This is a genomic window from Umezawaea sp., from assembly GCF_036375055.1.
GTDB lineage: Bacteria > Actinomycetota > Actinomycetes > Mycobacteriales > Pseudonocardiaceae > Umezawaea.
The window spans coordinates 67320-92012 of record NZ_DASUSQ010000094.1; the positions used below are offsets into that span (position 1 = coordinate 67320).

The 24693-nt window shown below is 70.5% G+C and carries 22 protein-coding genes; 4 read left to right on the forward strand and 18 right to left on the reverse strand.

Annotated elements, in window-relative coordinates:
- Window positions 1-319: 319 nt before the first annotated feature.
- From VFZ92_RS25830 to VFZ92_RS25860, 7 genes are all read right to left on the reverse strand, one after another.
- The gene (locus tag VFZ92_RS25830; protein ID WP_330878620.1) at window positions 320-1687 is read right to left on the reverse strand and encodes a GH1 family beta-glucosidase; all 1368 of its coding nucleotides are present in this window, start codon (window positions 1685-1687) and stop codon (window positions 320-322) included.
- Window positions 1684-2712, reverse strand: a complete 1029-nt coding sequence (locus tag VFZ92_RS25835) for an ABC transporter ATP-binding protein (RefSeq protein ID WP_330878621.1) — start codon at window positions 2710-2712, stop codon at window positions 1684-1686. The genes VFZ92_RS25830 and VFZ92_RS25835 overlap by 4 nt, the downstream gene beginning before the upstream one ends.
- Window positions 2709-3602 (reverse strand): ABC transporter permease, encoded by an 894-nt coding sequence (locus tag VFZ92_RS25840; RefSeq protein WP_330878622.1) that lies wholly within the window; start codon window positions 3600-3602, stop codon window positions 2709-2711. Before VFZ92_RS25840 ends, VFZ92_RS25835 begins: the two co-directional genes overlap by 4 nt.
- A gap of 2 nt (window positions 3603-3604) precedes the next feature.
- Entirely contained in the window at window positions 3605-4585 is a 981-nt protein-coding gene (locus VFZ92_RS25845) for an ABC transporter permease (RefSeq protein ID WP_330878623.1), read from the reverse strand.
- Window positions 4582-5628, reverse strand: coding sequence for an ABC transporter ATP-binding protein (locus VFZ92_RS25850; protein ID WP_330878624.1), 1047 nt, complete (start codon window positions 5626-5628; stop codon window positions 4582-4584). Before VFZ92_RS25850 ends, VFZ92_RS25845 begins: the two co-directional genes overlap by 4 nt.
- Window positions 5625-7292, reverse strand: a complete 1668-nt coding sequence (locus tag VFZ92_RS25855) for an ABC transporter substrate-binding protein (protein ID WP_330878625.1) — start codon at window positions 7290-7292, stop codon at window positions 5625-5627. The genes VFZ92_RS25850 and VFZ92_RS25855 overlap by 4 nt, the downstream gene beginning before the upstream one ends.
- A 97-nt stretch (window positions 7293-7389) precedes the next feature.
- Window positions 7390-8391 carry a LacI family DNA-binding transcriptional regulator gene (locus tag VFZ92_RS25860; protein ID WP_330878626.1) on the reverse strand — a complete coding sequence of 334 codons (1002 nt, stop codon included), beginning with the start codon at window positions 8389-8391 and terminating at the stop codon, window positions 7390-7392.
- A 203-nt stretch (window positions 8392-8594) separates the two neighbouring features.
- Here VFZ92_RS25860 and VFZ92_RS25865 point away from each other — a divergent pair, with 203 nt between their 5' ends.
- The gene (locus VFZ92_RS25865) at window positions 8595-9137 is read left to right on the forward strand and encodes an MOSC domain-containing protein (RefSeq protein ID WP_330878627.1); all 543 of its coding nucleotides are present in this window, start codon (window positions 8595-8597) and stop codon (window positions 9135-9137) included.
- Between the two features lie 144 nt (window positions 9138-9281).
- Here the strand turns inward: VFZ92_RS25865 and VFZ92_RS25870 are convergent, their stop codons facing one another.
- The 9 genes from VFZ92_RS25870 to VFZ92_RS25910 all read right to left on the reverse strand — a co-directional run bounded on the left by VFZ92_RS25870 (window position 9282) and on the right by VFZ92_RS25910 (window position 17444).
- A complete protein-coding gene (locus VFZ92_RS25870; protein WP_330878628.1) occupies window positions 9282-10052 on the reverse strand; it encodes an IclR family transcriptional regulator domain-containing protein in 771 nt (256 codons plus the stop codon).
- The gene (gene pcaC / locus VFZ92_RS25875) at window positions 10049-10417 is read right to left on the reverse strand and encodes a 4-carboxymuconolactone decarboxylase (protein WP_330878629.1); all 369 of its coding nucleotides are present in this window, start codon (window positions 10415-10417) and stop codon (window positions 10049-10051) included. The genes VFZ92_RS25870 and pcaC overlap by 4 nt, the downstream gene beginning before the upstream one ends.
- Window positions 10417-11187 (reverse strand): 3-oxoadipate enol-lactonase, encoded by a 771-nt coding sequence (gene pcaD / locus VFZ92_RS25880; RefSeq protein WP_330878630.1) that lies wholly within the window; start codon window positions 11185-11187, stop codon window positions 10417-10419. The genes pcaC and pcaD overlap by 1 nt, the downstream gene beginning before the upstream one ends.
- Window positions 11184-12536 carry a 3-carboxy-cis,cis-muconate cycloisomerase gene (gene pcaB / locus VFZ92_RS25885; RefSeq protein WP_330878631.1) on the reverse strand — a complete coding sequence of 451 codons (1353 nt, stop codon included), beginning with the start codon at window positions 12534-12536 and terminating at the stop codon, window positions 11184-11186. Before pcaB ends, pcaD begins: the two co-directional genes overlap by 4 nt.
- Window positions 12511-13071, reverse strand: coding sequence for a protocatechuate 3,4-dioxygenase subunit alpha (pcaG, locus tag VFZ92_RS25890; RefSeq protein WP_330878632.1), 561 nt, complete (start codon window positions 13069-13071; stop codon window positions 12511-12513). The genes pcaB and pcaG overlap by 26 nt, the downstream gene beginning before the upstream one ends.
- Complete coding sequence (gene pcaH / locus VFZ92_RS25895; RefSeq protein ID WP_330878633.1) at window positions 13064-13795, reverse strand: protocatechuate 3,4-dioxygenase subunit beta; 732 nt, start codon at window positions 13793-13795, stop codon at window positions 13064-13066. The genes pcaG and pcaH overlap by 8 nt, the downstream gene beginning before the upstream one ends.
- Window positions 13796-13805: 10 nt before the next feature.
- The gene (locus VFZ92_RS25900; RefSeq protein WP_330878670.1) at window positions 13806-14528 is read right to left on the reverse strand and encodes a CoA-transferase subunit beta; all 723 of its coding nucleotides are present in this window, start codon (window positions 14526-14528) and stop codon (window positions 13806-13808) included.
- Between the two features lie 77 nt (window positions 14529-14605).
- Complete coding sequence (locus tag VFZ92_RS25905; RefSeq protein WP_330878634.1) at window positions 14606-15403, reverse strand: CoA transferase subunit A; 798 nt, start codon at window positions 15401-15403, stop codon at window positions 14606-14608.
- 571 nt (window positions 15404-15974) lie between these two features.
- Entirely contained in the window at window positions 15975-17444 is a 1470-nt protein-coding gene (locus VFZ92_RS25910; protein ID WP_330878635.1) for a SpoIIE family protein phosphatase, read from the reverse strand.
- Window positions 17445-17615: 171 nt separating this feature from the next.
- Here VFZ92_RS25910 and VFZ92_RS25915 point away from each other — a divergent pair, with 171 nt between their 5' ends.
- Window positions 17616-21794 (forward strand): HAMP domain-containing protein, encoded by a 4179-nt coding sequence (locus VFZ92_RS25915; RefSeq protein ID WP_330878671.1) that lies wholly within the window; start codon window positions 17616-17618, stop codon window positions 21792-21794.
- Window positions 21795-21884: 90 nt separating this feature from the next.
- Here the strand turns inward: VFZ92_RS25915 and VFZ92_RS25920 are convergent, their stop codons facing one another.
- Window positions 21885-22355, reverse strand: a complete 471-nt coding sequence (locus VFZ92_RS25920) for a MarR family winged helix-turn-helix transcriptional regulator (RefSeq protein WP_330878636.1) — start codon at window positions 22353-22355, stop codon at window positions 21885-21887.
- 23 nt (window positions 22356-22378) lie between these two features.
- On the opposite strand from VFZ92_RS25920, the gene VFZ92_RS25925 reads away from it, so the two are divergent.
- Window positions 22379-23329, forward strand: coding sequence for an alpha/beta hydrolase (locus VFZ92_RS25925; protein ID WP_330878637.1), 951 nt, complete (start codon window positions 22379-22381; stop codon window positions 23327-23329).
- Complete coding sequence (locus VFZ92_RS25930) at window positions 23326-24213, forward strand: NAD-dependent epimerase/dehydratase family protein (protein WP_330878638.1); 888 nt, start codon at window positions 23326-23328, stop codon at window positions 24211-24213. The genes VFZ92_RS25925 and VFZ92_RS25930 overlap by 4 nt, the downstream gene beginning before the upstream one ends.
- Here VFZ92_RS25930 and VFZ92_RS25935 read toward each other — a convergent pair.
- Window positions 24210-24551 carry an STAS domain-containing protein gene (locus tag VFZ92_RS25935; protein ID WP_330878639.1) on the reverse strand — a complete coding sequence of 114 codons (342 nt, stop codon included), beginning with the start codon at window positions 24549-24551 and terminating at the stop codon, window positions 24210-24212. The two genes, VFZ92_RS25930 and VFZ92_RS25935, sit on opposite strands and share 4 nt — an antisense overlap.
- Window positions 24552-24693: the final 142 nt, after the last annotated feature.

The window sequence follows — 24693 nt, forward strand, 5'->3', positions numbered from 1 at the left end:
CCGCCCGGTTCGTCCGGTTCCCCGATCGGCCCGCCGGGCCGGAAGGCCCGCACCAGGACGTCGTGGCCGAGCCCGTGTCCCGCCTCCACGCGCAGCACGAGCCGACCGAGGTCGCCGACCGTAGCGGTCCGAGCGGACGCACGCGACCACTCCGACACGGACCCCCTCCGCCACCCCGATCCGAAGCGCCCTCCTCTTCGAGACAATCGCGCGAGCGGGGTGTCGGAGCACCCACACCCACCCCGCACCCACGACCCCCCGAACGCACACCGCCCGGCGGACCGAAGTCCACCGGGCGGCGATCACCGAACGAGCGTCCCTACTTCTCCCTGGTGCTCGCGATCGTGTCGCGGTACCACTCAGCGGACCGCTTCAACGTCCGCACCTGCGTGTCGTAGTCGACCCGCACGATCCCGAACCGCTTGTCGTACCCGTACGCCCACTCGAAGTTGTCCATGAGCGACCACGCGAAGTACCCGCGCACGTCAGCGCCCTGCGCCACGGCCCTGCCCACGGCGGCGATGTGGTCGCTGATGTAGGACAGGCGGTCCTCGTCGTCCACCACGCCGTCGGTGTCGACGGAGTCGTCGAACGCCGCACCGTTCTCCGTGATCACCATCGGCAGGCCGGGGTAGTCCTTCGAGATCCGCACGAGCAGCTGCGTGAACCCCTCCGGCACGATCTCCCAGTCCATCGCCGTCACGGGCCGGTTCTGCGACACCGCCACGGGCGCGTGCGGCTCCTCACCGCCCTCGAACACGTGCGACGAGTAGTAGTTCACGCCCAGCACGTCGATCGGCGTGGAGATGATCTCCAGGTCACCCGGCTCGACGGGCAGCAGCGCCCCGCGGGCCTCGATGTCCGCCACGACGTCCTCGGGGTAGTGCCCCTTCACCAGCGGGTCGAGGTAGATCCGCGTGCCGAGGCCGTCCGCGCGGCGAGCGGCGTCGACGTCCTCGGGCTTGTCCGAGGCGGGCGAGGCCGTCCCCATGTTCAGCGTGATGCCCAGCTCGATCGGCTCCGCGGCGGCGGCGCGCAGCGCCTGCCCCGCCAACCCGTGGCCCAGCAGCAGGTGGTGCACGGCCCGCATCGACGCGCCGAAGTTCTGGATGCCCGGCGCGTGCTTGCCCTGGTCGTACCCGAGCATCGCCGAGCACCACGGCTCGTTCAGCGTCGTCCACGTCTTGACGCGGTCACCGAGACCCGCGTGCACGAGCGACGCGTACTCCGCGAACCGGTAGGCCGTGTCGCGCTCCGGCCAGCCGCCCGCGTCCTCCAGCTCCTGCGGCAGGTCCCAGTGGTACAGCGTGACCCACGGCTTGACGCCCTTCTCCAGCAGCTCGTCCACGAGCCGGGAGTAGAAGTCGAGGCCCTTGACGTTCACCGGGCCGCGACCGCCGGGCTGGACGCGCGGCCAGGAGATGGAGAACCGGTAGGAGTCGACACCCAGACCGGCGATCAGCTCCACGTCCTGCGGCATCCGGTGGTAGTGGTCGCACGCGACGTCGCCGTTCTCCTGCCGGATCACGGCTCCCGGCACGCGGCAGAAGGTGTCCCAGATGGACGGTGTGCGCCCGTCCTCGGCGACGGCTCCCTCGATCTGGTAGGCAGAAGTGGCCACTCCCCAGAGGAAGTTCGCCGGCAGCTCGGCGGTCGCTTCGGTGGCACGTTGCCCGACAATCGTCATGTCGCTCCAACTCCTGGATGTCCCGATAGGGAAGGGGTGTTCAGCCAGCAGGCGACGCTGCGGCTGCTGTCGCCGTTGGCGCCCGAGAGCTTTTCGAGGACCGGGATCTCCCGCTCGCACACGTCGAAAGCACTGGGGCACCGCGGGTGGAAGGGACAACCGGACGGCACTGTCCGCATGTCCGGCGGTGAGCCGGGGATACCGGTCAGCGGACGGCGAGGGCCGTGCAGCGCGGGGAACGACCCGAGCAGGCCCTTGCTGTACGGGTGGCTGGAGGCGCGGTACATGTCCTCCGAGGCCGCCTGTTCGACGATCCGGCCCGCGTACATGATCGCGATCCGGTCGGAGAACTCCACGAGCAGCGAGATGTCGTGGGTGATGAAGAGGACGGAGAAGCCCAGCTCCTCGCGGAGCCGCATCATCTGCTCCAGGATCTGCCGCTGCATCACCACGTCCAGCGCGGTGGTCGGCTCGTCCATGATGATGATCTCGGGGTCCAGGGCCAGCGCCATCGCGATCATCACGCGCTGGCGCATGCCGCCGGAGAGCTGGTGGGGGTAGCTGCCCAGCCGGTCGGCGGAGATGCCGACCAGCCGGAGCAGCTCCGCGCTGCGCTTGGTCCGCTGGGCGCGGGACATCTCCGGGCGGTGGGCCCGGTAGATGTCCTCCAGCTGCGCGGCCACCGTCGAGACGGGGTTGAGCGAGTTCATGGCGCCCTGGAACACGATGGCGATGTCGTTCCAGCGGAACGAGCGGAGCTGCTTCGGCGTCAGGCCGAGCACGTCCACCGGCTCCGGCTTGTCGCGGCCGTGGTGCAGCACCTCGCCGCCGGTGATGAGCCCCGGCGGCGGGAGCAGCCTGGTCATCGCGTAGGCGAGCGTGGACTTGCCGCTGCCGCTCTCCCCCGCGAGGCCGAGGACCTCGCCGCGGTTCAGCACGAGGTTCACCGAGCTGACCGCGTGCACCGCGCCCTCGCCCTGCCCGTAGTCGACCGAGAGGTCGCGGATCTCCAACACGGGGGTCACGACCGCCCGCCTTCCTGCCTCAGCACGGGCGTGAAACCGACGCGCATCTTGACCTTGCTGCCGCCGGCGGACGTCCGCAGCCGGGGGTTCACGTACTCGTCGATCCCGAAGTTGATCAGTGCGAGGGCGGTGCCCAGGAGGGCGATGCACAGACCGGCCGGGATGAACCACCACCACGCGCCCTGGGCGAGCGCCTGCGCGTTCTGGGCCCAGAACAGGATGGTGCCCCAGTTCCAGTTCGACACGCTCGCGACGCCGATGAACGACAGCGTGATCACCGACAGCACCGCGAAGATGACCGTGCCGACGAAGCTGGACGCGATGATCGCGGTCAGGTTCGGCATGACCTCGAACACGATGAGCCGCCACGTGCGCTCACCCGTCGCCCGCGCCGCCTCGACGTAGTCGCGCTGGCGCAGCGACAGCGTCTGGGCCCGCAGGATCCGGGCGCCCCACGCCCAGCCGGTCGCGCTGATCACGAAGGCGATCAGGAAGTCGCCCGCGTCCGGCAGGAACGAGGTCACGATGATGATCAGCGGCAGAGCGGGCACCACCAGGAAGATGTTGCTCAGCGCGGAGAGGAACTCGTCGGCCACACCGCCGAGGAACCCCGCGGTGACGCCGATGAGCACCGAGAGCAGCGTGGCGATGGCACCCGCCACGAGCCCGACGATCAGCACGCCCCTGGCCCCGACGAGCACCTGGGAGAAGATGTCCTGACCGGTCTGCGTCGTGCCGAACCAGTGCGCGCCGGACGGCGGCGACATGATGTCGCCGCTCATCGCGGACGGGTCGTACGGCGCGATCCACGAGCCCACGATCGCGATCAGGACGAAGAAACCCATGATCGACAGACCGGCGATCGTCTTGCCGTTCAAGGCAGACTTCATGATCAGGCCGCCTTTCGGGTGCGCGGGTCGAGGACCAGGTAGACGACGTCGGCGATCAGGTTCGCCACCAGCACCGCCATCGTGATGATGAGGAAGATGCCCTGCATCAGCGGGTAGTCCTTGGCGTTGACACCGGTGAAGAGCACGTAGCCGATGCCGGGGTAGGAGAACACCATCTCCACCAGCAGCGTGCCGCCGACGATGAAGCCCAGCGACAGCGCGAAACCGGAGATGCTGGGCAGCACCGCGTTGCGGGCGGCGTAGCCGAGCATGACGCGCTTCTCGGGCAGGCCCTTGGCGTGCGCGACGGTCACGTAGTCCTCGGAGGACACCGTCACCATCATGTTGCGCATGCCCAGGATCCAGCCCGCGATCGAGCTGATGAGCACGGTCAGCGCCGGCAGCACCGAGTAGTACAGCGCGCTGGAGATGAACTCCCAGCTGAAGCTCGGGATGAGGCCGGGCTCGTAGCCGCCCGCCGCCGGGAAGGCACCCCAGCTGACGGCGAACACGGAGATGGCGATCAGGCCGAGCCAGAAGTACGGGATGGCCGAGAAGAACGTGGTGATCGGCAGCAGCGAGTCGATCCACGAGCCGCGCTTCCAGCCCGCGTAGACACCGATCATGGTGCCCAGCACGAAGCTGATGATCGTGGTGACGCCCATGAGCGCGAGCGTCCACGGGATGCTCTGCGCGATCACCTCCGACACGGGGGTCGGGAAGTAGGTGAACGACAGACCCAGGTCGCCCTGGAACAGGTTCCCCCAGTACGTGACGTACTGCGAGAACATGCTCGACTCGGTGTCCAGCCCGAAGAGGACGTACAGCGAGGCGATGGCGTCCGTGCTCAGCCGACCCTGGAACCGGGCGATCATGGCCTGGACCGGGTCGCCGGGCAGCATGCGCGGGAGCATGAAGTTGATCGTGATCGCGGCCCAGGCCGTGACCAGGTAGAACAACGCCCGCCGGAGCAGGAACCTCATGCCCCGACCTCCACGGTGTCGCGACGCGGGTGCTCGTCCGAGGTCTCCGCGTCGTAGAGCCAGCAGGCCGCGTAGTGCGACTCGGTGAGGTCGAACCTCGGCGGGGTCGCGGTGCGGCACTTCTCCGCGGCGTACGGGCACCGCGGGGCGAAGCGGCAGCCCGGTGGCGGGCTGATCAGGCTGGGCGGCTCACCGGGGGCCGTGGTCACCGCGGGCACCCCGTTGTGCGACCGCTCCGGGTCCGGGGCGGACCTGATGAGCAGCTGCGTGTAGGGGTGGGCGGGCTCCTGGGTGACGGTCTCGCTGTCACCGCCCTCGATGACCTGGCCCGCGTACATCACCATCGTCGTGTCGGCGAAGTAGCGCGCCGACGCGATGTCGTGGGTGATGTACAGGATGGCCAGGTGGAGCCGTTCCTTCAGGTCCCGCAGCAGGTTCAGCACGCCGAGCCGGATCGACACGTCGAGCATCGACACCGGTTCGTCGGCCAGCAGGACCGTCGGGTCGGCGCCCAGCGCCCGCGCGATGGCCACGCGCTGGCGCTGGCCGCCCGACAACTCGTGCGGGTACTTGTCCAGGAAGCGCTCCGGAGGGGTGAGGTTGACCCGCTCCAGGAGCGAGGCCAACCCCTTCTCCAGCTCTTCTCCCTTGACCCGCCCGTGGTGCACCCGAAGTGCCCTCGTGAGGTGGTAGCGGATGGTGTGCACCGGGTTCAGCGACGCGAACGGGTCCTGGAAGATCATCTGGACCTGCTTGCAGTAAGCCCGGAACGACCTCCCCCGCTTCACCTTCGTGGGCACGTCGTTCAGAACGATATCGCCCGAGGTCAGCGGGTACAGCTGCGCGAGCAGCCTGGCCACGGTGGATTTTCCCGAGCCCGACTCGCCGACCAGCGCGGTCACGTGTCCCCTGCGCAGGTCGAACGAGACGTCGTCCACCGCGTGTACCGCGCGCGGCTGGCGGGTGAGCACTTGACGGCCCTTGCGAGCGACCGGGAAGTGCTTGGTGACACCACGTGCCGCCAGCACGACCTCGCCGGTCACGCGGTGGCCGGCTTCAAGCGGAGGACCACCTGCAGCGCGTTGGTCTGCGTCGGCTGCGGCGGCGCGTACGGGTCGGCCTCGGTGGGCCAGCCCACCCAGCTCTTCGTGCTGTACTCGGCACCCACCGGCGAGGAGACCAGCGGGATCGCCGGGACCTGCTCGACGAAGATCTTCTGGAGCAGGTCCAGGTTCGTCTTGCGGGCGGCGTCGTCCGGCGCGGAGGCGTAGGCGGCCAGCGCGGCGGTCGCGGCGGGGTCGTTGAAACGGCCCTGCGCGTTGGCGGCGGGCTCTCCGAGCGGCTTGCTGGCCGCGGCGTCCATGATGTTCTGGTAGCCCTCGAACGGCGTCGCGCCGCTGTTGGTCCAGTGCATCGTGGCGTCGAACGCGCCCGCGTTGAAGTCCGTCGTCCACTGGTCGACGGTCTGGGTCTTGACCTCGGCGGTGATGCCCAGCGCCTTGACGGCGTTCTTGATGATGTCGAGGTCGGTCAGGTAGTCGGACCAGCCCGCGGGGTCGGTCAGCGCGAAGGTAACCGGAGCACCGGACGGGTCCTTCAGCACGTCGCCGTCGAGCTTGTAGCCCGCCTCGGCCAGCAGCTTCTTGGCGCCCTCGACGTCGACCTTGGCGGTCTTGCCCTTGTACTCGGCGGCGATGAACGGGTCACCGGCCGGGCTGGGGATGCCCGTGACGTTGTCGACCTTCGGGAACAGCTTCGAGTGGCCCTGCTGGAAGATGACCTCGCGGTCGATCACCATGTTCAGCGCCTTGCGCAGCGCGACGTTGTTGAACGGCGCCTTCGCGGTGTTCAGCCACAGGGCGTGGATGCCGAGACCGGCGGGCATCCAGATCTTGTGGTTCTGCGGGTCCTTGTTCACGTACAGGGTCTCGAAGTTCGGCATGAACACGTAGGACCACTGCGCCGCACCGCTCGCGAGGGCGGTCGTCTGCGCGCTGTTGTCGTTGTACGACGTGTACTGGATCTCCGGAACCTTGGGGAGTTCCTGCCAGTAGCTGGTGCGCACCGACAGCGTGACCGTCTGCGGGGTGAAGGTCTTCAGCGTGTACGGGCCGGTGCCGACGGGCTTCTCGTTGGTGAAGGTCGTCGGGTCCGGCACGTCCTTCCAGATGTGCTCCGGCACGATGAACGAGTTGAGGATCTTGTTCTCGTTCACGAACTGGGGCTTGCTGAAGGTGATCTCGGCGGAGGTGTCGCTGACCTTGCTCGCGCCCGCGATCGGCAGCCCGTTGGTGTTGAGGGCCGACTTGTCCTTGAGCAGGTTGAACGTGTAGGCGACGTCACCCGCGGTGAAGGGCTTGTCGTCGTTCCACTTGACGTCGGCCCGCGTGGTGAGGGTGAGCTTCTGGTAGTTGTCGGCCCACTCCCACTTCTCGGCCAACCACGGCGTGCCCTTCTCGGACGGCGCGATGGGGTTGGTCTGGACGAGGGGCTCGTAGATCATGAAGCGGTAACCCAGCGACGCGCCCGCCGAGGTGGCGAGGAACGGGTTGCTGTTGTTCGTCTGCGGCCCGTTCGGCATGCCCACCGTCAGGACGCCGCTCGCGGCGGTCTTGGTGGCACCACCCGATGAACACGCAGCGGCCACGAGCGCGACGGCCATGGTGCCGATCAGCGCGAGTGTGGTCCTGCGGCGTATGCCTTGCATGGAATTCTCCCGGCGGGTTATGAGAGAGCGCTCTCAGGAAGGTAGAACGGGTGGCCCACCCTAAACAGCGGGCACGGTGGAAAACAGGGGTGTTGGCCTAGATCTGTGGAGCTGACTGTCGGACCACGAGCGAGGTCGGCAGCACGAGTGGTTTCTCCGGCAGCGCTTCGCCGCCGAAGTGGGAGAGCAGCATCCGCGCGGCCGCCACGCCCATCTCCTGCAACGGCTGCCGAACGGTGGTGAGCGAGGGCTCGGCGTGCGAGGCGATCGGCACGTCGTCGAACCCGACGACGGACACGTCGCCCGGCACGTCGCGGCCCGCTTTGCGCAGTGCGCGCAGCACACCCATCGCGGAGAGGTCGTTGTGCGCGAAGACGCCGTCGAACGGGATGCCCGCCGCCAGCAGCTTCTCGGTGGCCACCGTACCCCCGTCGGTGGTGAAGTCGCCGTCGACGACGAGACGGGGGTCGACGGACAGCCCGGCGGAGGCGAGGGCGTCGCGGAAGCCGTCGAGCCGTTCCCTGGTGCAGCCGAACTGCATCGGGCCCGTGACGACGGCGAACTTGGTCCGCCCCGCGGCGAGCAGGTGGCGCGCGGCGCCCTGCGCCCCCTCGCGGTTGGTGGTGGCAACCGAGGGGAACTGCGGGTGCGAGCCGCGGTCGTCGATCATGACGACCGGCAGGCCCTGCGCGTAGAGCGTGGCGATGTAGTTGAGGGTGTCCGGCGGCTCGATCACCAGCAGCCCGTCGAAGGCGTTGGCCGAGACGTGGCTGGCGAACTGGCTGAGCGAGTCGGGACCGCGGTTCACGGTGTAGAGCAGCAGGCCGTAGCCCTCGGCCTCCAGCGAGTCGACGACCCCCTGGAGCACCTCGCCCATCCACGGCCAGGTCAGCGACGGGGCCAGCATCCCGACGGTGCGCGCCCGGCCGCGAGCGAGTCCGACGGCCCGAGCGCTGGGCACGTAGCCGATCTCGTCGATCACCTGCCGGACCCGCTCCGCCGTGGTCACGTCCACATCGGGCTTGCCGTTCAGCACGCGGGACACAGTCGCCTTGCTCACCTGGGCGCGGAGGGCGACCTCGGCGATCGTGACCCGCATCTGGCACTCCCTCGTCATGCGGTCCGCTGTCGTCTGCTCCCCTCGCGGAACCGGTACCGAAACCGGTTCCGGGAGAGGTGTGGTGCAGTTAACATGGCCGAAACCCCAGGGGTCAATACCTCGTTCGGTAACGAAAAGGCGACGCACGGTCGACTACGTCAAACGGCCGCTGGCCTGCGGCGGACATGGGTAGGGTCGCCTCCATGGGGATTGTCGAAGCGGTCAGCCGCAGCTCGGAGTACACGTTCACGAAGCCCACCCGAACCGAAATCCGCTTGCTCGCGGGCCTCGGCGTCGAGGGTGACGTCCACCAGGGCACGACGGTCAAGCACCGGTCGCGGATGCGGCGCGACCCGTCCGCGCCGAACCTCCGCCAGGTCCACCTGATCCACGGCGAGCTCCAGGACGAGCTGCGCGCCGCCGGGTTCGAGGAGGTGCGGCCCGGATCGGTGGGCGAGAACGTCACCACGCGGGGTGTCGACCTGCTCGGCCTGCCGACCGGCACCCGGCTCCACCTGGGCGGGGAGGCCGTCGTCGAGGTGACCGGACTGCGGAACCCGTGCGCGCAGCTCGACGGGTTCCACAAGGGACTCATGAAGGCCGTGCTGGACCGGGACGCCGAGGGCAACCTGGTCCGCAGGGCGGGGGTGATGGCGGTCGTGCTGGTCGGCGGCCCGGTCCGACCCGGCGACGCCATCCGGGTGGAACTGCCCGCCGAGCCGCACAGCGCGCTGGAACCGGTGTAGTGCTCCTACCGATGGGAGCGCTCTCACGGTAACCACGTCCATGGGCACCTCTTCGTGAACTCGGGTGCTGGAAAGGTGCCACGGGTCACAGGCCTCGGTCAATGGGAGCGCTCTCACGGTTAGGTCACGGTCGTGACGACGGCGTTACCGGCAGAAGTCGACCTCGATGGCCCGAGCCGTCGAAGTCAAGTGCGGCAACAGGTCCTCGCGGATGGTCGCGGCGTCGCCCCGACCGACGTGCGCGGAGAGGTTGACCGCGGCGACGACGCGGCCGTCGGCCCGGCGGATGGGCACGGCGATGGACCGCAGCCCCTCCTCCAGCTCCTCGTCCACGAGGGACCACCCCTGCTCCCGGACCACCCGCAGCTCCTCGCGCAGCGCCTCCGGGTCGACGATCGTGTTGCGGGTCAACGGTCGCAGCCGCGCCGACGCGAGGTAGGAGTCCAGCCACTCCCCCGGACGGCCCGCGAGCAGCACCCGGCCCATCGCCGTGGCGTAGGCCGGGAACCGGGTGCCGACGCTGATCGACACCGCCATGATCCGCTTGGTCGGCACGCGCGCCACGTACACCACGTCCCCGTCGTCCAGGACCGACACCGACGACGACTCGTGGACGGTGGCGACGAGGTTCTCCAGGTGGGGCAGGGCGATCTCGGGCAGGCCGAGCCCGGACAGGTAGGCGTAGCCGAGCTCCAACACCTTGGGGCGCAACGTGAACAGCCGCCCGTCGGTGCGGACGTAGTCCAGCTCGACCAGGGTGCGCAGGAACCGCCGGGCGGCGGCGCGGGTCAGCCCGGTCCTGCGCGCCACCTCGCTCAGCGTCAGCTCGGGGTGCCCGGCGTCGAACGCCCTGATGACCGCGAGGCCCCGCTCCAGCGACCGCACGAAGTCGGCGGAGCGCCCCGTCCCGGTCACGGCTCCAACGTGGCGAACGTCCGCTGCGCCACGGCGAACGCGCGGTTGGCGGCGGGCACCCCCGCGTAGACGGCGACCTGGAGCAGCACCTCGCCGATCTCCTCGCGGGTGAGCCCGTTGCGCAGCGCGGCCTTCACGTGCATCGCCAGTTCGTCGTCGTGGTGCAGGGTCGCGAGCACGGCCAACGTGATGCACGACCGGGTCCTGCGGTCCAGCCCCGGCCGGGTCCACACCTCTCCCCACGCGTAGCGGGTGATCAGCTCCTGGAAGTCGGCGGTGAACTCGTCGGTGCGCTCCACCGCGCGGTCGACGTGCTCGTCGCCGAGGACCTCCCGGCGGACCGCCATGCCCTCCTCGAAGGACATCAGCGGGCCCCCGCGGTGGTCAGGTGCCCGTGCAGGATCACCGAGACGGCGTCGGCCGCCTCGACGTTGGCCAGGTGGGCCGCGTCGCCGACGATGTACAGCTCCGCGTCCGGGATCGCCTCGGCGATCACCCGCAGGAACTCCGGCGGCGTCGCCTCGTCCTGCGCCCCGGCGATCACCGCGGTCGGCGCCTGGATCGCGGGCAGCAGCGGCGTGAGGTCCATCGTCGCGAGGGCGTCGCAGATCCCGGCGTAGCTCTCCCGGTCGACAGCCGAGAGCCCGTCGCGGTAGTCCGCCACGAGTTCGGGATCGCGTTCGGCCATGCCGTGGGTGAACCACCGGCCGACGACCGCCTCGGCGATGGCCGCCGTCCCGTACGCCCGCACGGTCGCCGCGCGGTCGAGCCACGGCCGCGGCGACGGGAACGACGCGGTCGTGCAGCACAGCGCCAGCCGGTCGACCCGCTCCGGCGCGCGGGCGGCGAGCCACATGCCGATCATGCCTCCGAGCGACAGCCCGCAGTAGGAGAACCGTTCCACGCCAAGGGAGTCCGCCAGGTCCAGGACGTCGTCGCCCAGCTCGTCGATGGTGAACGGTCCGGTGGCGGTGGGGCTGCCGCCGTGCCCGCGGTGGTCGTAGCGGAGCACCCGGAAGAACTCGTGCAGCACGGGGAGCTGCGGCTCCCAGAGCGAGGAGGTCGTGCCGAGTGAACTACCCAGCACGAGAACGGGGGCGTTCTCCGGTCCGCTCAGTTCGTAGTGCAGTCTCACCGCTCCGCCTTTCGTTGGTGTGCGGTCAGCGCGCGGTCCACGAACGCGGCCGCGCTGCCGACGTACCCCGACGGGTCAAGTGCCTCATCAATCTGCGCGGTTGACAAGTGCTCCAAGACCCTGTTGTCGGCGGCGAGAGCGTCCCCCAGTTCGACCCCGCCCGCCACCGCGGCGCGGCAGACCTCGGCGACGAGGTCCTGCGCCGCGGCGCGCCCGAGCGCGGGTGCGAGCCTCGTCGACACGTTCTCCGCGAGCGGGAGGCCCCCGGTGAGGTCCAGGTTGCGGCGCATCACGTCGGGGTGGACCTCCAGGCGCTCCAGCAGCTCGCGCGTCCCGTGCACGGCTCCGCCGACGAGCCGGAGCAGGTCGGTGGACGTCTCCCACTCGGCGTGCCAGGCCCCGGCGGCGCGCTCGTGCTCGTGCGCCATCGACGCCAGCACCGTCGCGACCAGTCCGGGCACCCGGCGGGTCGCCGCCGTCACCAGCACCGCCCGGACGGGGTTCCGCTTGTGCGGCATGGCCGACGACGTGCCGCCGTCGGCCTCGGTCACCTCGGCCACCTCGGTCTGCGCCATCAGCAGGACGTCCTGCGCGATCTTCGCCAGGACGCCGGCCGCGGACCCGAGTGCGCCCGCCAGTTCGGCGAAGCGGGTGCGGTCGGTGTGCCACGGGAGCACGGGCGCCACCAGGCCCAGCTCGTCGGCGAGCCGCTCCACCAGCGGCGCGCCCGCGTCACCGAGCGGGGCCAGCGTGCCCGCCGCTCCCCCGAACTGCACCGCCAGGCGTTCGGCGCGCACCGCGTCGAGCCGGTCGCGCACCTCGTCCACGGCGACCAGCCAGCCCGCGCACTTGAGCCCGAACGTGGTCGGCACGGCCTGCTGCGTCAGCGTCCGCCCGGCGATCAGCGTGTCGCGGTGCCGGACCGCCAGCCGCTCGCACTCGTCCGCGACGCCGGCGAGCCCGTCCAGGATCGGCCGCAGCGCCCGGAACGCGACCAGCGACGCCGCGGTGTCCAGCACGTCCTGGCTCGTCGCGCCGTGGTGCACGTACGCCCGCGCCGACGGGGGCACCACGTCGACGAGGTCGCGCACCAGCGGCACGACCGGGTTGCCGGACGCCGTGGCGCGGGCGCCCAGCGACACCGGGTCGAGCACGGCGGAGTCGATCGCCGCCACGACGGCGCGGGCGGCGTCGAGCGGCACGAGCCCCGCTCGCGACTGGACGACGACGAGCGCGCGCTCGAAGTCGAGCATGGCGCGCAGCCACGCCCGGTCGCCCAGCTCCGCGTCGACGATCGGGTCGCCGAACAGCGGGCGGAACAGCTCAGAGGTCGAAGAAGACGGTTTCATCGTCGCCCTGGAGGTGGATGTCGAAGCGGTAGCCGAACGGGGTGGGCTCCGCGACGAGGGTCCGGCGCCGCTCCGGGTCGCGGATCGAGGCGAGCACCGGGTCGTCGGCGTTGGCAGGCTCGTCGGCGAAGTAGATCCGGGTCACCAGCCGCACCAGCAGACCCCGGCAGAACACCGACACGTTGAGGTGCGGCGCCTGCTCGCCGTCCTCCCACGGCAGGGGGCCGGGCTTGGCGGTGCGGAAGCGGAACCGGCCGCCCTCGTCGGTCGGGCACCGGCCGAAGCCGCGGAAACCGGGGCGCGCCACCGCTCCGCGCGGGTCGTCCGGGTGGTCGAACCGGCCGTCCGGGTCGGCCTGCCAGACCTCGATCAACGCGTCCGGCACCGGGTCGCCCGCACCGTCGAACACCTCGCCGACGAGGTCGAACGCGCCGGGCGTGCCCTCGTCGACGACGAGGTGGCCGTCCTCCCACGGCAGGCCGATCGCGAAGAACGGCCCCACCGTCTGGGACGGCGTGGTGCGCTGGTCACTCATCGTCGTGGTCCTCCTCGTCCTCGAACGGCGTCGGGTCGGTGCCGCGCAGGACGATGTCCCAGCGGTAGCCCAGCGCCCACTCGGGGACCGTGCTGTCGAGGTCGAAGTCGGCGACCATCGCCCTGCGCGCCGCGGGCCTGGCCGAGTTGAAGATCGGGTCCTGGTCGAACAGCGGGTCGCCGGGGAAGTACATCTGGGTGATCAGCCGCTGGGTGAACGCGGTGCCGAACACCGAGAAGTGGATGTGCGCCGGGCGCCAGGCGTTGTGGTGGTTCCTCCACGGGTACGCGCCGGGCGCGATGGTGATGAACCGGTAGTTGCCGTCGCCGTCGGTCAGTGCGCGGCCGACGCCGGAGAAGTTGGGGTCCAGCGGGGCCGGGTGGCGGTCCAGGTCGTGCCGGTACCGGCCGCCCGCGTTGGCCTGCCAGATCTCCACGAGGGTGTTCGGGATCGGCCGCCCGTCGCCGTCCTTGACCTTGCCGGTCACGATGATCCGCTGCCCCAGCGGCTCCTCGGGGTGCTGGACGGTGAGGTCGTGGTCGGTGCGGCCCACGCGGCCCTCGCCCAGCAGCGGGCCGGTGATCTCGCCGAGGCGCTGGGGCAGCAGGACGAGCGGCTGCTTCGGGGCGCGGGCGACGTTCGACCGGTAGTCCGGGTAGGACACCGGCGGGTGCGATTCGGGGTCCGGCCGGTAGTGCGCCAGGCGCTTGGTGTCGGCGGGCACTGCTACTCCTTCAGGCGGTGAGTGCGCGGAGGGCGGCGAGTTCCTGGTCCGTGGGTCGCTCGGTGGTCGTCAGGTCCGGCGAGACCTTCAGGTCCCAGCCGGTCTTCGCCTTCGCGGTGGCCAGGTCGACGCCGGGGTGGAGCTGGGTCAGCGTGAGCTCGCAGGTGTCCGGGTCGGGGCGGAGCACGCCGAGATCGGTGATCACCAACCGCGGCCCCCTCCCCTTGAGGCCGAGCTTCTCCCTGTCGCCCCTGCCTCCGCCGAAGCCCATCGAGGTCACGAAGTCCACGCGCTCGACGAAGGCCCGCGGGTTCTGCCGGACGATCATGTAGACCTCACCGCAGGACGCGGCGATCTCGGGGGCGCCGCCCGCGCCGGGGAGGCGGACCTTCGGGTCGCGGTAGTCGTCGCCGATGACCGTGGTGTTGATGTTGCCGAACCGGTCGAGCTGGGCGGCGCCGAGGAAGCCGACGTCGACGCGGCCCGGCTGGAGCCAGTAGTTGAAGATCTCCGGGACGCTGACGAGGCTGTCGGCCGAGTCGGCGAGCACACCGTCCCCGATGGACAGCGGCAGCGTGGCGGGCTTCGAGCCGATGGTGCCGGACTCGTAGACGAGGACCAGGTCCGGGGCGTGGGTGCGCCGCGCGAGGTTCGCGGCGGTGCTGGGGAGGCCGATGCCCACGAAGCAGACGGTGCCGTCGGAGAGGGCTCGCGCGGCGGCGATCGTCATCATCTCGTCGGCCGTGTAGTCGGCGGGAGGGTGGTCGGCGGGAGGGTGGTCGGCGGGGGTGCGGTCGGCGGGGGTGTCGGTCATGCCACGGTCTCCAGCCAGGTCCGGAAGGACTCGCGGTCCTTGCTGATGGTGTCCCAGCGCTGGTAGTAGTCGTTGTCGCGGGTCGAGTAGTCGTGGGCGTAGGACGGGTGGGCGCCGCCGGGCACCTCGGCCACGTAGTCCACGACCCAGGACGGGAGGACGACCGCGCCCGGTCGGGGTTCCAGCTCGTCGACCACCTCCTCCACGGTGACCAGCGATCTCCTCGCCGCCAGGACCGCTTCCTTCTGCACGCCGGTGATGCCCCAGAGCTGGACGTTGCCCCTGCGGTCCGCCCGCTGCGCGTGGATCACGGCGGAGTCGAGGTCCAGCGCCGGGACGGCGGTGAGGACCTCCCCGGTGAACGGGCAGGTGATGGGGGCGATGGTGTCGGTCTGCTTCGGCAGGTCGGTGCCCACGTAGCCGCGCAGGACGGCGAACGGGAGGCCCGACGCGGCGGCCACGTACCTGTTGGCCATGCCCGCGTGGCTGTGCTCCTCGATCTCCAGCGCGTTCGGCCAGCCGTTCTGGACGGCGTCGCGGAAGCGGTGCAGGGAGCCGACGCCGGGGTTGCCTCCCCAGGAGAAGACGAGCTTGCGGGCGCAGCCCGCGCCGATGAGCTGGTCGTAGATGACGTCCGGGGTCATGCGCACGAGGGTGAGGTCGCGCTTGCGCTGGCGGATCACCTCGTGGCCCGCCGCGAAGGGGATCAGGTGGGTGAAGCCCTCGAAGGCGACCGTGTCCCCGTCGTGGACCACCTGGGAGACGGCCTGCGCCAGGGGCGCGATGGTTGCCATGGGGTGCTCCTCCGTGGCGGGTGCCTTGTGTTCGCTGAGCGAACTTGTATCCGTAGGGCGAACGCTACCTGGGGTCGGGTGGGGTGGCCAGTGGTGTATCCGCTGAGTGGAAGGGTGGTTGGGGCATTTGTTGGTCGACGGGGTTGCTGGGGCGTTCCGCTTCCGGCGGTCCCGGCGGTTCCGGCGGTCCCGGCAAAGGCTGCTGCCGGTTCCAGCGCATACCTCTCCAGCGAGTTCCAGCGCACAGCGATGCTGTTCGTCCCAGCGCAGCGATACTGCGAGTCCCAGCGCACACCGCTGTCTCAAGTCCCAGCGTGCTGTGGCCGATTTGACTTGGGGACCCCTCTTTTGAGCCTTTGATCGGGCTAAAAGGGCAGTCCGAAGGCCTACCCGATCACTAATTTTAAGGCTCAAAACCCCAAGTCAAATCGGCCACGTTCCGTGTCCGGTCGGGTTGGGTCGGGTTGGGTCGGGGTTGGGGCTGGGTCAGGTTTGGCTGGGCTGGGCTGGGCTGGGTCAGGTTTGGTTGGTTGGGCTGGGTCGGTTTGGTTGGTTGGGTTGGGCTTGCTGGTTAGCCCGTTGGTGCTGCTTGTAGTGCCAGGAGGGTGATGTCGTCGTGTTCTGACGGGCCCAGCCAGTCGAAGACCGCTCTGCGTATCGTGTCGATCGTGGCGTCTGCTCGTTGGCCTGCGCATTCGGCCAGTACCGCTTGCAGGCGTTCTTCGCCGAAGAGTTCTTCTCGGTTCGATTCCGCTCGCGCTTCCGTTATTCCGTCGCTGTAGAGCAGCAGGGTTTCGCCTGGTTTCACCGTTGTTGTTGTTTCTTGGAAGCGGACGTCCGACAGCACGCCTACGATGCCGCCGCGTGCCACTACTTCCTCGACCGTGCCTGCCGCGTGCAGGAGCATGGGTGGGGGGTGGCCGCCTGAGGCGATCGTGAGGTTGAGGCCGCCGTCCGCCAATTGGGTCAGGGTGCCCACCACCAGGGTGGTGAAGAGCTTGCTGCCCGCCGCCACCAGTGCGGCGTTGAGCAGGTAGAGGAGTTGGGCCGGGCGTTGTTCCACCAGCAGGAGGGTGTGCAGCGACCTGCGGACTCGACCCGAGTGGACCGCTGCTTCCAGGCCGTTTCCGCAGACGTCGCCCAGCACGAAGGTGGCGGTGCCGTCTTCTCGCAGGTGGACGTCGTAGAAGTCGCCGCCCACCTCCGTTCGCCTCGCGGCCGGGTGGTAGGCCGTTGCCAGCAGGGTGCCCGGCACGTCCGGTAGCGGTTTGGGGAGCAGGTCGGCTCGGAGCACGTCCACGACCCTGGACTGCTCGCCGTGGCGGATGGCCGTTTCCAGGGCGCGGGCGGCGTGGTCGCCGTAGCGGCGGATCGAGTCCAGTTCCACCGCGGTGAAGGGTTCGCGCGGTACTCGGCGCACGATCACCAGCGCGCCCAGTGAGGTGCCGCCCTTGATCAGCGGTACGGCGTGGGCCGAGCCCGGTTCGCCGAAGTCCACCGGGAGGTCCGGGGTGCTCTCGCCGCCGAACTCCGCGTGGGTGGTGGTGCCGTCCAGGACGTCCAGCAGGCCGGTGACCACGCCTGCCGACTGGCGGGTCGTGCGGGAGCGGACGACCTCCGTCGAGCCCTTGGCCCCGTGCCACCACTCGACCCTGCCGCGCGGGGCCGGGACGATCACGGCGCACTGGTCGCCCAGGTGGGCCAGGGCGAGTTCCACGATGGCGCGCAGGGTGTCCGCGCGGTCCGTCACCGCGGACAGGCGGTTCAGCGCCTCGTCCAGGAACGCCGCGCCCCAGGCCGAGGGCGGGTCGAGGTAGCAGGCGGTCCAGCCGTCGCCCAGCGCCTGGCGGCGGGCCGGTGCGGTCAGCGCGGTGCCGGGGAGCAGGGCCGGGTAGAGGGACCGCGCCGCGGGGTTGACCAGGACGACCGTGTCCGCTTCGTCCACGATGGCCACCGCCTCCTGGAGGCCGTCGACCAGGCGGCGCCACGCGGGCAGCGCGATTCCCGGTGCCTCCGTGTCCACACGGTGCCCCTGGGCCATCGGTTGCGCTCCTGGAGTTGGGGGACGGTGGTGGCGCGGCCTTCAACTTATCGGACCGGCTCGTGGGAGGCTTGGGGTAGATCGCCGATTCTCGCGGAGGCTGTAGTGACGACGGGGCTGGACGATACCGACGTGACGGGCGACGCGGCGCTGGAGCGCGTGCTCGCCGCGATGCGGGACATGCGCGACGGCAACTTCCGCCGCAGGCTGGTGCCCGCGGGCGGTGGTGTGGCGGCGGAGCTGGCCGAGGTGTTCAACGAGATAGCCGGGCGCAACCAGTGGCTGGTGGGCGAGCTGGTGCGGGTGCGGCAGGCCGTCGGGCAGGAGGGGCGGCTGGACGAGCGGATCGCGCCCGACGACGGGCAGGCCGGGTGGGCGATGGCCGTCGAGTCGGTGAACGGGCTGCTCGAAGACCTGATGCGCCCGACGACGGAGCTGAGCCGGGTGCTCGCCGCGGTCGCGGACGGCGACCTGACGCAGCAGATCCAGGTGACCGCGCGCGGTGACCTGGCGGCGCTGGCCGAGACGTTCAACTCGATGACGGCCACCCTGCGGACGTTCGCGGGCGAGGTGACGCGCGTGGCGCGCGAGATCGGCACGGACGGGCGGCTGGGCGGGCAGGCCGAGCTGCCGGGCGTGGCGGGCATCTGGAAGGACCTGACGGACTCGGTCAACTTCATGTCCGGCAACCTCACGGCGCAGGTGCGCGACATCGCGCAGGTCGCGACGGCCGTGGCGCAGGGCGACCTGACGCAGAAGATCACCGTGACGGTCGCGGGCGAGATGCTGGAGCTGAAGGACACCCTCAACACGATGGTGGACCAGCTCTCCTCGTTCGCGGGCGAGGTGACGCGCGTGGCGGTCGAGGTCGGCACGGAGGGGCGGCTCGGCGGCCAGGCCCAGGTGCCCGGCGTCGGCGGCACGTGGCGCGACCTGACGGACTCGGTGAACTTCATGGCGGGCAACCTGACCAGCCAGGTCCGCAACATCGCCCAGGTCGCCACGGCGGTGGCGCGGGGCGACCTGTCGCAGAAGATCGACGTCGACGCCCGCGGCGAGATCCTCGAACTCAAGACGACGCTCAACACGATGGTCGACCAGCTCTCCTCCTTCGCGGGCGAGGTCACGCGCGTCGCCCGCGAGGTCGGCAGCGACGGACGGCTCGGCGGTCAGGCGACGGTGCCCGGTGTCGCCGGGACGTGGCGCGACCTCACCGACTCGGTGAACTCGATGGCGGGCAACCTGACCAGCCAGGTCCGCAACATCGCCCAGGTCGCCACGGCGGTGGCGCAGGGCGACCTGTCGCAGAAGATCACGGTGAACGCCAAGGGCGAGATCCTGGAGCTGAAGACGACCCTGAACACGATGGTCGACCAGCTCTCCTCGTTCGCCGACGAGGTGAACCGGGTCGCGCGCGAGGTCGGCACCGAGGGGCGGCTGGGTGGGCAGGCGCAGGTGCCCGGTGTCGCGGGCACGTGGAAGGCCTTGACGGACAACGTGAACTCGATGGCCGACAACCTCACGGCCCAGGTGCGCAGCATCGCCCAGGTGACGACGGCGGTCGCGGGCGGCGACCTGTCGCAGAAGATCACCGTGGACGCGCGCGGCGAGATCCTCGAACTCAAGAGCACGATCAACACGATGGTCGACCAGCTCTCCTCGTTCGCCGACGAGGTGACGCGCGTGGCGCGCGAGGTCGGGACGGACGGGCGGCTCGGCGGGCAGGCGAAGGTGCCGGGCGTCGCGGGCACCTGGAAGAACCTCACCGACAACGTGAACTCCATGGCGGACAACCTGTCCGGGCAGGTCCGCAACATCGCGACGGTCGCCACGGCGGTCGCGAACGGCGACCTGTCGAAGAAGATCACCGTCGAGGCCAAGGGCGAGATCGCCGCCTTGGCCGAGACGATCAACGGGATGGTCGACACGCTGCGGTCGTTCGGCGACGAGGTGACGCGCGTGGCGCGCGAGGTCGGCACCGAGGGCATCCTCGGCGGCCAGGCCCGCGTGCCGAACGTGGCGGGCACCTGGAAGGACCTGACCGACAACGTCAACTTCATGGCGGGCAACCTGACCAACCAGGTCCGCAACATCGCCCAGGTCACCACGGCGGTGGCGCTCGGCGACCTGTCGAAGAAGATCGACGTCGACGCGCGCGGCGAGATCCTGGAGCTGAAGACGACCATCAACACGATGGTCGACCAGCTCTCCTCGTTCGCGGGTGAGGTCACGCGCGTCGCCCGCGAGGTCGGCACGGAGGGCCGCCTCGGCGGTCAGGCCGAAGTGGACGGTGTGTCCGGCACGTGGCAGAAGCTGACCGAGAGCGTGAACCAGTTGGCCAGCAACCTGACCACGCAGGTGCGCGCCATCGCGGCGGTGGCGACGGCGGTGACGGCGGGCGACCTGACCCGCCAGATCACCGTGGAGGCGTCCGGTGAGCTGGCGGAGCTCAAGGACAACGTCAACCAGATGATCGGCAACCTCAAGGAGACGACCCGCACCAACCAGGAGCAGGACTGGCTGAAGACGAACCTGGCCAGGCTCTCGGGGTTGATGCAGGGCCACCGCGACCTGGACGCGGTCGCGTCGCTGATCATGAGCGAGCTGACGCCGCTCGTGTCGGCGCAGCAGGGCGCGTTCTTCCTGTTCCAGCAGGAGGGTTTCGAGCTGACCGCGAGCTACGGCTACGGCAGGCCGGACGGCCGCGTGGTGCGGTTCGCGCCGGGCGAGTCGCTGGTCGGCCAGGCGGCGCTGGAGAAGAAGACCATCCTGGTGACGGGGGTGCCGCCGGGCTACCTGACCGTCTCGTCGGGACTCGGCTCGTCGACGCCCGCGAACCTGATCATCCTGCCGGTGCTGTTCCAGGGCGAGACGCTCGGCGTGATCGAGCTGGCCACGGTCAACGAGTTCACCGACGTGCACCTGGACCTGTTGGAGCAGTTGAAGGAGAACATCGGCGTCAACGTGAACACCATGCTGGCCAACGCCCGCACGGACGCGCTGCTCGCCGAGTCGCAGCGCCTGGCGCAGGAGCTGCGGGCCGGGTCGGCGGAGCTGGAGGACCGGGCGAAGCAGCTGTCGTCGGCGTCGAAGTACAAGTCCGAGTTCATGGCGAACATGTCGCACGAGCTGCGGACCCCGTTGAACAGCCTGCTGATCCTGGCGAAGCTGCTGGCGGACAACCTCGACGGCAACCTCAACCCGAAGCAGGTCGAGTTCGCGCGCACGATCCACTCCTCGGGCAGCGACCTGCTCCAGCTGATCGACGACATCCTGGACCTGACGAAGGTCGAGGCCGGGCACATGCAGGTGCAGGCCGAGCCGGTGCGGGTGGCCGAGCTGGTCCGCTACGTCGAGGCGCTGTGCCTGCCGCTCACGGCGGAGAAGGGCCTGGAGTTCCACATCAGCGTGGAGCCGGACGTGCCCGTCACGCTGCACACCGACGAGCACCGGCTCCAGCAGATCCTGCGCAACCTGCTGTCCAACGCGGTCAAGTTCACCCACGAGGGCGGGATCGACCTGCACATCCGGCACGCGCAGCCGCAGGAGGCGCCGGACATGGCGTGGCCGCGCACGACGTCGATGCTCGCGTTCGACGTCCGCGACACCGGCATCGGCATCCCGGCCGAGAAGCTGTCGGTGATCTTCGAGGCGTTCCAGCAGGCCGACGGCACCACGAGCCGCAAGTACGGCGGCACGGGCCTCGGCCTGTCGATCAGCCGGGAGCTCTCGCAGCTGCTCAACGGCAGGCTCAACGTGCGCAGCGAACCCGGCGTCGGCAGCACGTTCACGCTGTACCTGCCGCTGACGAAGACCGGGCAGCCCGCCGAGATCCCGGCACCGCTGCCGGACCTGACCTCGCCGTCGGTGTCGGTGACCCGCGGCAGGCCCGCGCAGGCCGCCGTGGCCACCGCGCCCGCGACGCTGGTCGCGCCGGACCCGCTGCCCGCGGCGCCGACCCGGTTCCACGGCGAGAAGGTGCTGGTCGTGGACGACGACCTGCGCAACGTGTTCGCGCTGACGAGCGTGCTGGAGCTGCACGGGCTCCAGGTGATCTACGCGGACAACGGCATCGCGGGCGTGCGGGCGCTGGAGCAGTACGACGACGTGACGCTCGTGCTGATGGACATCATGATGCCGGAGCTGGACGGCAACGCGACGATGGCCGCGATCCGCGCGATGGAGCACTACGAGGACCTGCCGGTCATCGCGGTGACCGCCAAGGCCATGAAGGGCGACCGGGAGAAGAGCCTGGCGTCGGGCGCGACGGACTACGTGACCAAGCCGGTCGACACCGACCACCTGCTGCGGCTGATCGCCTACTACCTCGGCATGGGCGAGGGGGCCTAGTGCGGTGACCGCAATCCTCACCGGGTCTCGCGCGGCTCAGGTGGATCCCCCGCCCTGAGCGGCACGAACCCCGGCAGGGGTTCGCGGCCACTAGACCGCTTTGAGCGGGCCGGTGGTGGCGTCGGTGATGACCACCAGGAGCTTCGCCACGACCGGCACGAGGTCCGGCGGGACGTGGTCCAGGACGCGGCGGCGGGCGATGGCCAGGTGAGCGGGCGCGGCTGAGGCGAGCCGGGCGCGGCCCGCCTCGGTGAGCACGGCGACGTTGCCGCGCGCGTCCGCCCCGTGCCGCTCCTTGTCGACCAGGCCGTGGGCGCGCAGGGCGTCCACGACCCTGGTGACGCGCGACGGCGTGAGCCCGATGGCCGTGGCCAGCTCCGACATGCGCAGCCGCCGGTCGGGGGCCCGGTCGAGGGTCAGCAGGGTGGCGAAGTCGGTCATGGACAGGCCGGTGGCGCGCCCCATGTCGTCCTCCAGCACCCTCGGCAGCGCGTGGACGAGCCGTCCCAGCGTCGCCCACAGCAGCATCTCGTCCGCGGCCAGCGGCTCCTCGTCGGTCACCCGGCCATTCTGCCCTTCTTTGCTTGACCAGGCAAAGTTTTTCGACTACTACTTGCCTGGGCAAGCAAAGTTCACTGCTGGAGGAGGACGTCATCACCACACCACCACCGGGCGGCCCCGTCGCGGGTCTCCCCGGTTTCACCCACCGCTACGCCGAGGTCAACGGGGTGCGGCTGCACCACGTGGTCGGCGGCAGCGGCCCGGCCGTGCTGCTCGTGCACGGCTGGCCGTTCACCTGGACCGGGTGGCGGCCGACCATGCCGCCGCTCGCCGCCGCGGGCTTCACCGTGATCGCGCCGGACCTGCGCGGCTCCGGCGACTCGGGCAAGCCCGCGGGCCGCTACACCAAGCGCGACGAGGCCGAGGACCTGCACCACCTGGTCGCGCACCTGGGGTTCACCGAGGTCGACCTGGTGGGCACCGACATCGGCTCGATGGTCGCCCACGCCTACGCCGCGGCCCACCCGACCGAGGTCCGCCGCCTGGTGCTCAGCGAGGCGGCCCTGCCGGGGTTCGGCCTCGAACGGCTCATGGACGTCGCCGCGGGCGGCTCGTGGCACTTCGGCTTCCACGCCCAGGTCGACCTCGCCGAGATGCTCACGGCGGGCCGGGAGGACGCCTACCTCGACGGCTTCTGGTCGATGATGACCGCCGGGCGGATGACCCCCGCGCACCGCGAGGAACTGCTGCGCGCCTACCGCGCGCCCGGCGGGATGCGGGGCGGGTTCGAGCACTACGCCACGCTGGTCGAGGACGGTCGGGCGGCCCGCGCCGCCGCACGGCTGGAGATGCCGGTCCTCGTCCTCAACGGCGAGCACGGCCTGCCGCAGCGGATCCTGCTCGACGGCGCCCGCGAGGCCGCGACCGACGTGCGCGCGGACGTCGTACCGGGCAGCGCCCACACCATCGGCACCGACAACCCCGGCTGGCTCGCCGAGCGGCTCGCCGACTTCTTCCACGGGAGCGGAGCATGAAGGTCCTCGTCACCGGCGCCACCGGCTACGCCGGTTCCCGGATCGCCGCCGCCCTCAGCCGCGACGGGCACACCGTCCTGGGCCTGACCCGCTCGTCGGCGGGCGAACGCGCCCTGGAGGCGGTCGAAGTCACGCCGGTGCTCGGCGACCTCGCACAGCCGGACTCCTGGCGCTCGCACCTGCGCGACTCGGACGCGGTCGTGCACACCGTGCTCGACCTCGGCGACCCCGTCGGCAGCGACCGGCGGCTGTTCGCCGAACTGCTCGCCGCGCGGCAGGACGACGGCCGAGGGCGCCACCTCGTCTACACCACCGGCATCTCCGCCTACGGCCGCACCGGTCTGCCGCTGATGGACGAGACCACACCCGGCAACCCCGCCAGCCCGCTGCACTTCCGGTTCCAGCTCGAACGGGAACTCGCCGACTCGGGCCTGCCCCACACGGTCGTCCGGCCCGGTTTCCTCTACGGCGGGGCGGCGGGCACCTCGATGCTCGGCCAGTGGTTCGCGGGGCTGACCGCCTTCTACGGCGACACGGCCAAGCGGTGGAGCTGGGTGCACGTCGAGGACCTGGCGGACGCCTACACCGCCGTGCTGCGCGACCCGGCCCGCTACGACGGCGAGACCTTCGTCCTCGCCGACGACCAGCGGCTGCGCGCGATCGACGTGCAGCGGGAGGCGCTGCGCGCGGCCGGGCACACCGCGGAGGTCAGCCTGGAACCCGCCGAGGCTGGCGGGGTGCTCCAGGTGGCCGCCGACCAGGACGAGCTGGTCACCAGCGCGAAGGCCCACCGCCTGCTGGGGTGGCGACCGCGCCACCTCTCCCCCACCGACGCGATCGAGGTGCACTTCCGCGCGTGGCGGGCGGCCCGGCCGGTGGGCTAGTGCGGTTCGGCGGTCGCGTCGCCGACGGTCTCGTGGATGCTCATCACGCCCGTGAGGTCGGTCAGGCGGAACAGCTTGTGCACGGCGGGGCGCATCGAGGCCAGGCGGAGCCCGCCGCCGAGCCTGCGGTGCCAGTCGACCATGAGCGCCAGTCCCGTGGAATCCATGAACTGGAGGTCGGCCAGGTCGAGGACGACCCGGTCGGTCCGGCGGACGGGGCCCGCGACCGCGCGTTCGAGGTGTTCGGACAGGGTGGGCACGGTCTCGGCGTCGAGTTCGCCGGACACCACCACGACCTCCCACTCGCCGCGGGCCTCACTGCGCACCTGCAAGTCCATCGTCCCGAGTCCTTCCGCACGACCGATGCCGTGACCCAGAGATCGTGCAGCAAGGACCGGCCCGGCGCGAGCACCGGGTGGCCGAAGCGGCGGACCGTCCGGTGGATGTGCGACGATGCGGTCCGGCCGATCAAGGGCGAGC

Excerpts from the sequence above, each read along its gene's own strand:
- VFZ92_RS25830 (WP_330878620.1), bottom strand. The coding sequence starts at position 1,687 with ATGACGATTGTCGGGCAACGTGCCACCGAAGCGACCGCCGAGCTGCCG.
- VFZ92_RS25840 (WP_330878622.1), bottom strand. The coding sequence starts at position 3,602 with ATGAAGTCTGCCTTGAACGGCAAGACGATCGCCGGTCTGTCGATCATG.
- VFZ92_RS25845 (WP_330878623.1), bottom strand. The coding sequence starts at position 4,585 with ATGAGGTTCCTGCTCCGGCGGGCGTTGTTCTACCTGGTCACGGCCTGG.
- VFZ92_RS25855 (WP_330878625.1), bottom strand. The coding sequence starts at position 7,292 with ATGCAAGGCATACGCCGCAGGACCACACTCGCGCTGATCGGCACCATG.
- VFZ92_RS25860 (WP_330878626.1), bottom strand. The coding sequence starts at position 8,391 with ATGCGGGTCACGATCGCCGAGGTCGCCCTCCGCGCCCAGGTGAGCAAG.
- VFZ92_RS25865 (WP_330878627.1), top strand. The coding sequence starts at position 8,595 with ATGGGGATTGTCGAAGCGGTCAGCCGCAGCTCGGAGTACACGTTCACG.
- pcaC (WP_330878629.1), bottom strand. The coding sequence starts at position 10,417 with ATGTCCTTCGAGGAGGGCATGGCGGTCCGCCGGGAGGTCCTCGGCGAC.
- pcaB (WP_330878631.1), bottom strand. The coding sequence starts at position 12,536 with ATGAAACCGTCTTCTTCGACCTCTGAGCTGTTCCGCCCGCTGTTCGGC.
- pcaG (WP_330878632.1), bottom strand. The coding sequence starts at position 13,071 with ATGAGTGACCAGCGCACCACGCCGTCCCAGACGGTGGGGCCGTTCTTC.
- VFZ92_RS25900 (WP_330878670.1), bottom strand. The coding sequence starts at position 14,528 with ATGATGACGATCGCCGCCGCGCGAGCCCTCTCCGACGGCACCGTCTGC.
- VFZ92_RS25905 (WP_330878634.1), bottom strand. The coding sequence starts at position 15,403 with ATGGCAACCATCGCGCCCCTGGCGCAGGCCGTCTCCCAGGTGGTCCAC.
- VFZ92_RS25910 (WP_330878635.1), bottom strand. The coding sequence starts at position 17,444 with ATGGCCCAGGGGCACCGTGTGGACACGGAGGCACCGGGAATCGCGCTG.
- VFZ92_RS25915 (WP_330878671.1), top strand. The coding sequence starts at position 17,616 with ATGCGGGACATGCGCGACGGCAACTTCCGCCGCAGGCTGGTGCCCGCG.
- VFZ92_RS25930 (WP_330878638.1), top strand. The coding sequence starts at position 23,326 with ATGAAGGTCCTCGTCACCGGCGCCACCGGCTACGCCGGTTCCCGGATC.
- VFZ92_RS25935 (WP_330878639.1), bottom strand. The coding sequence starts at position 24,551 with ATGGACTTGCAGGTGCGCAGTGAGGCCCGCGGCGAGTGGGAGGTCGTG.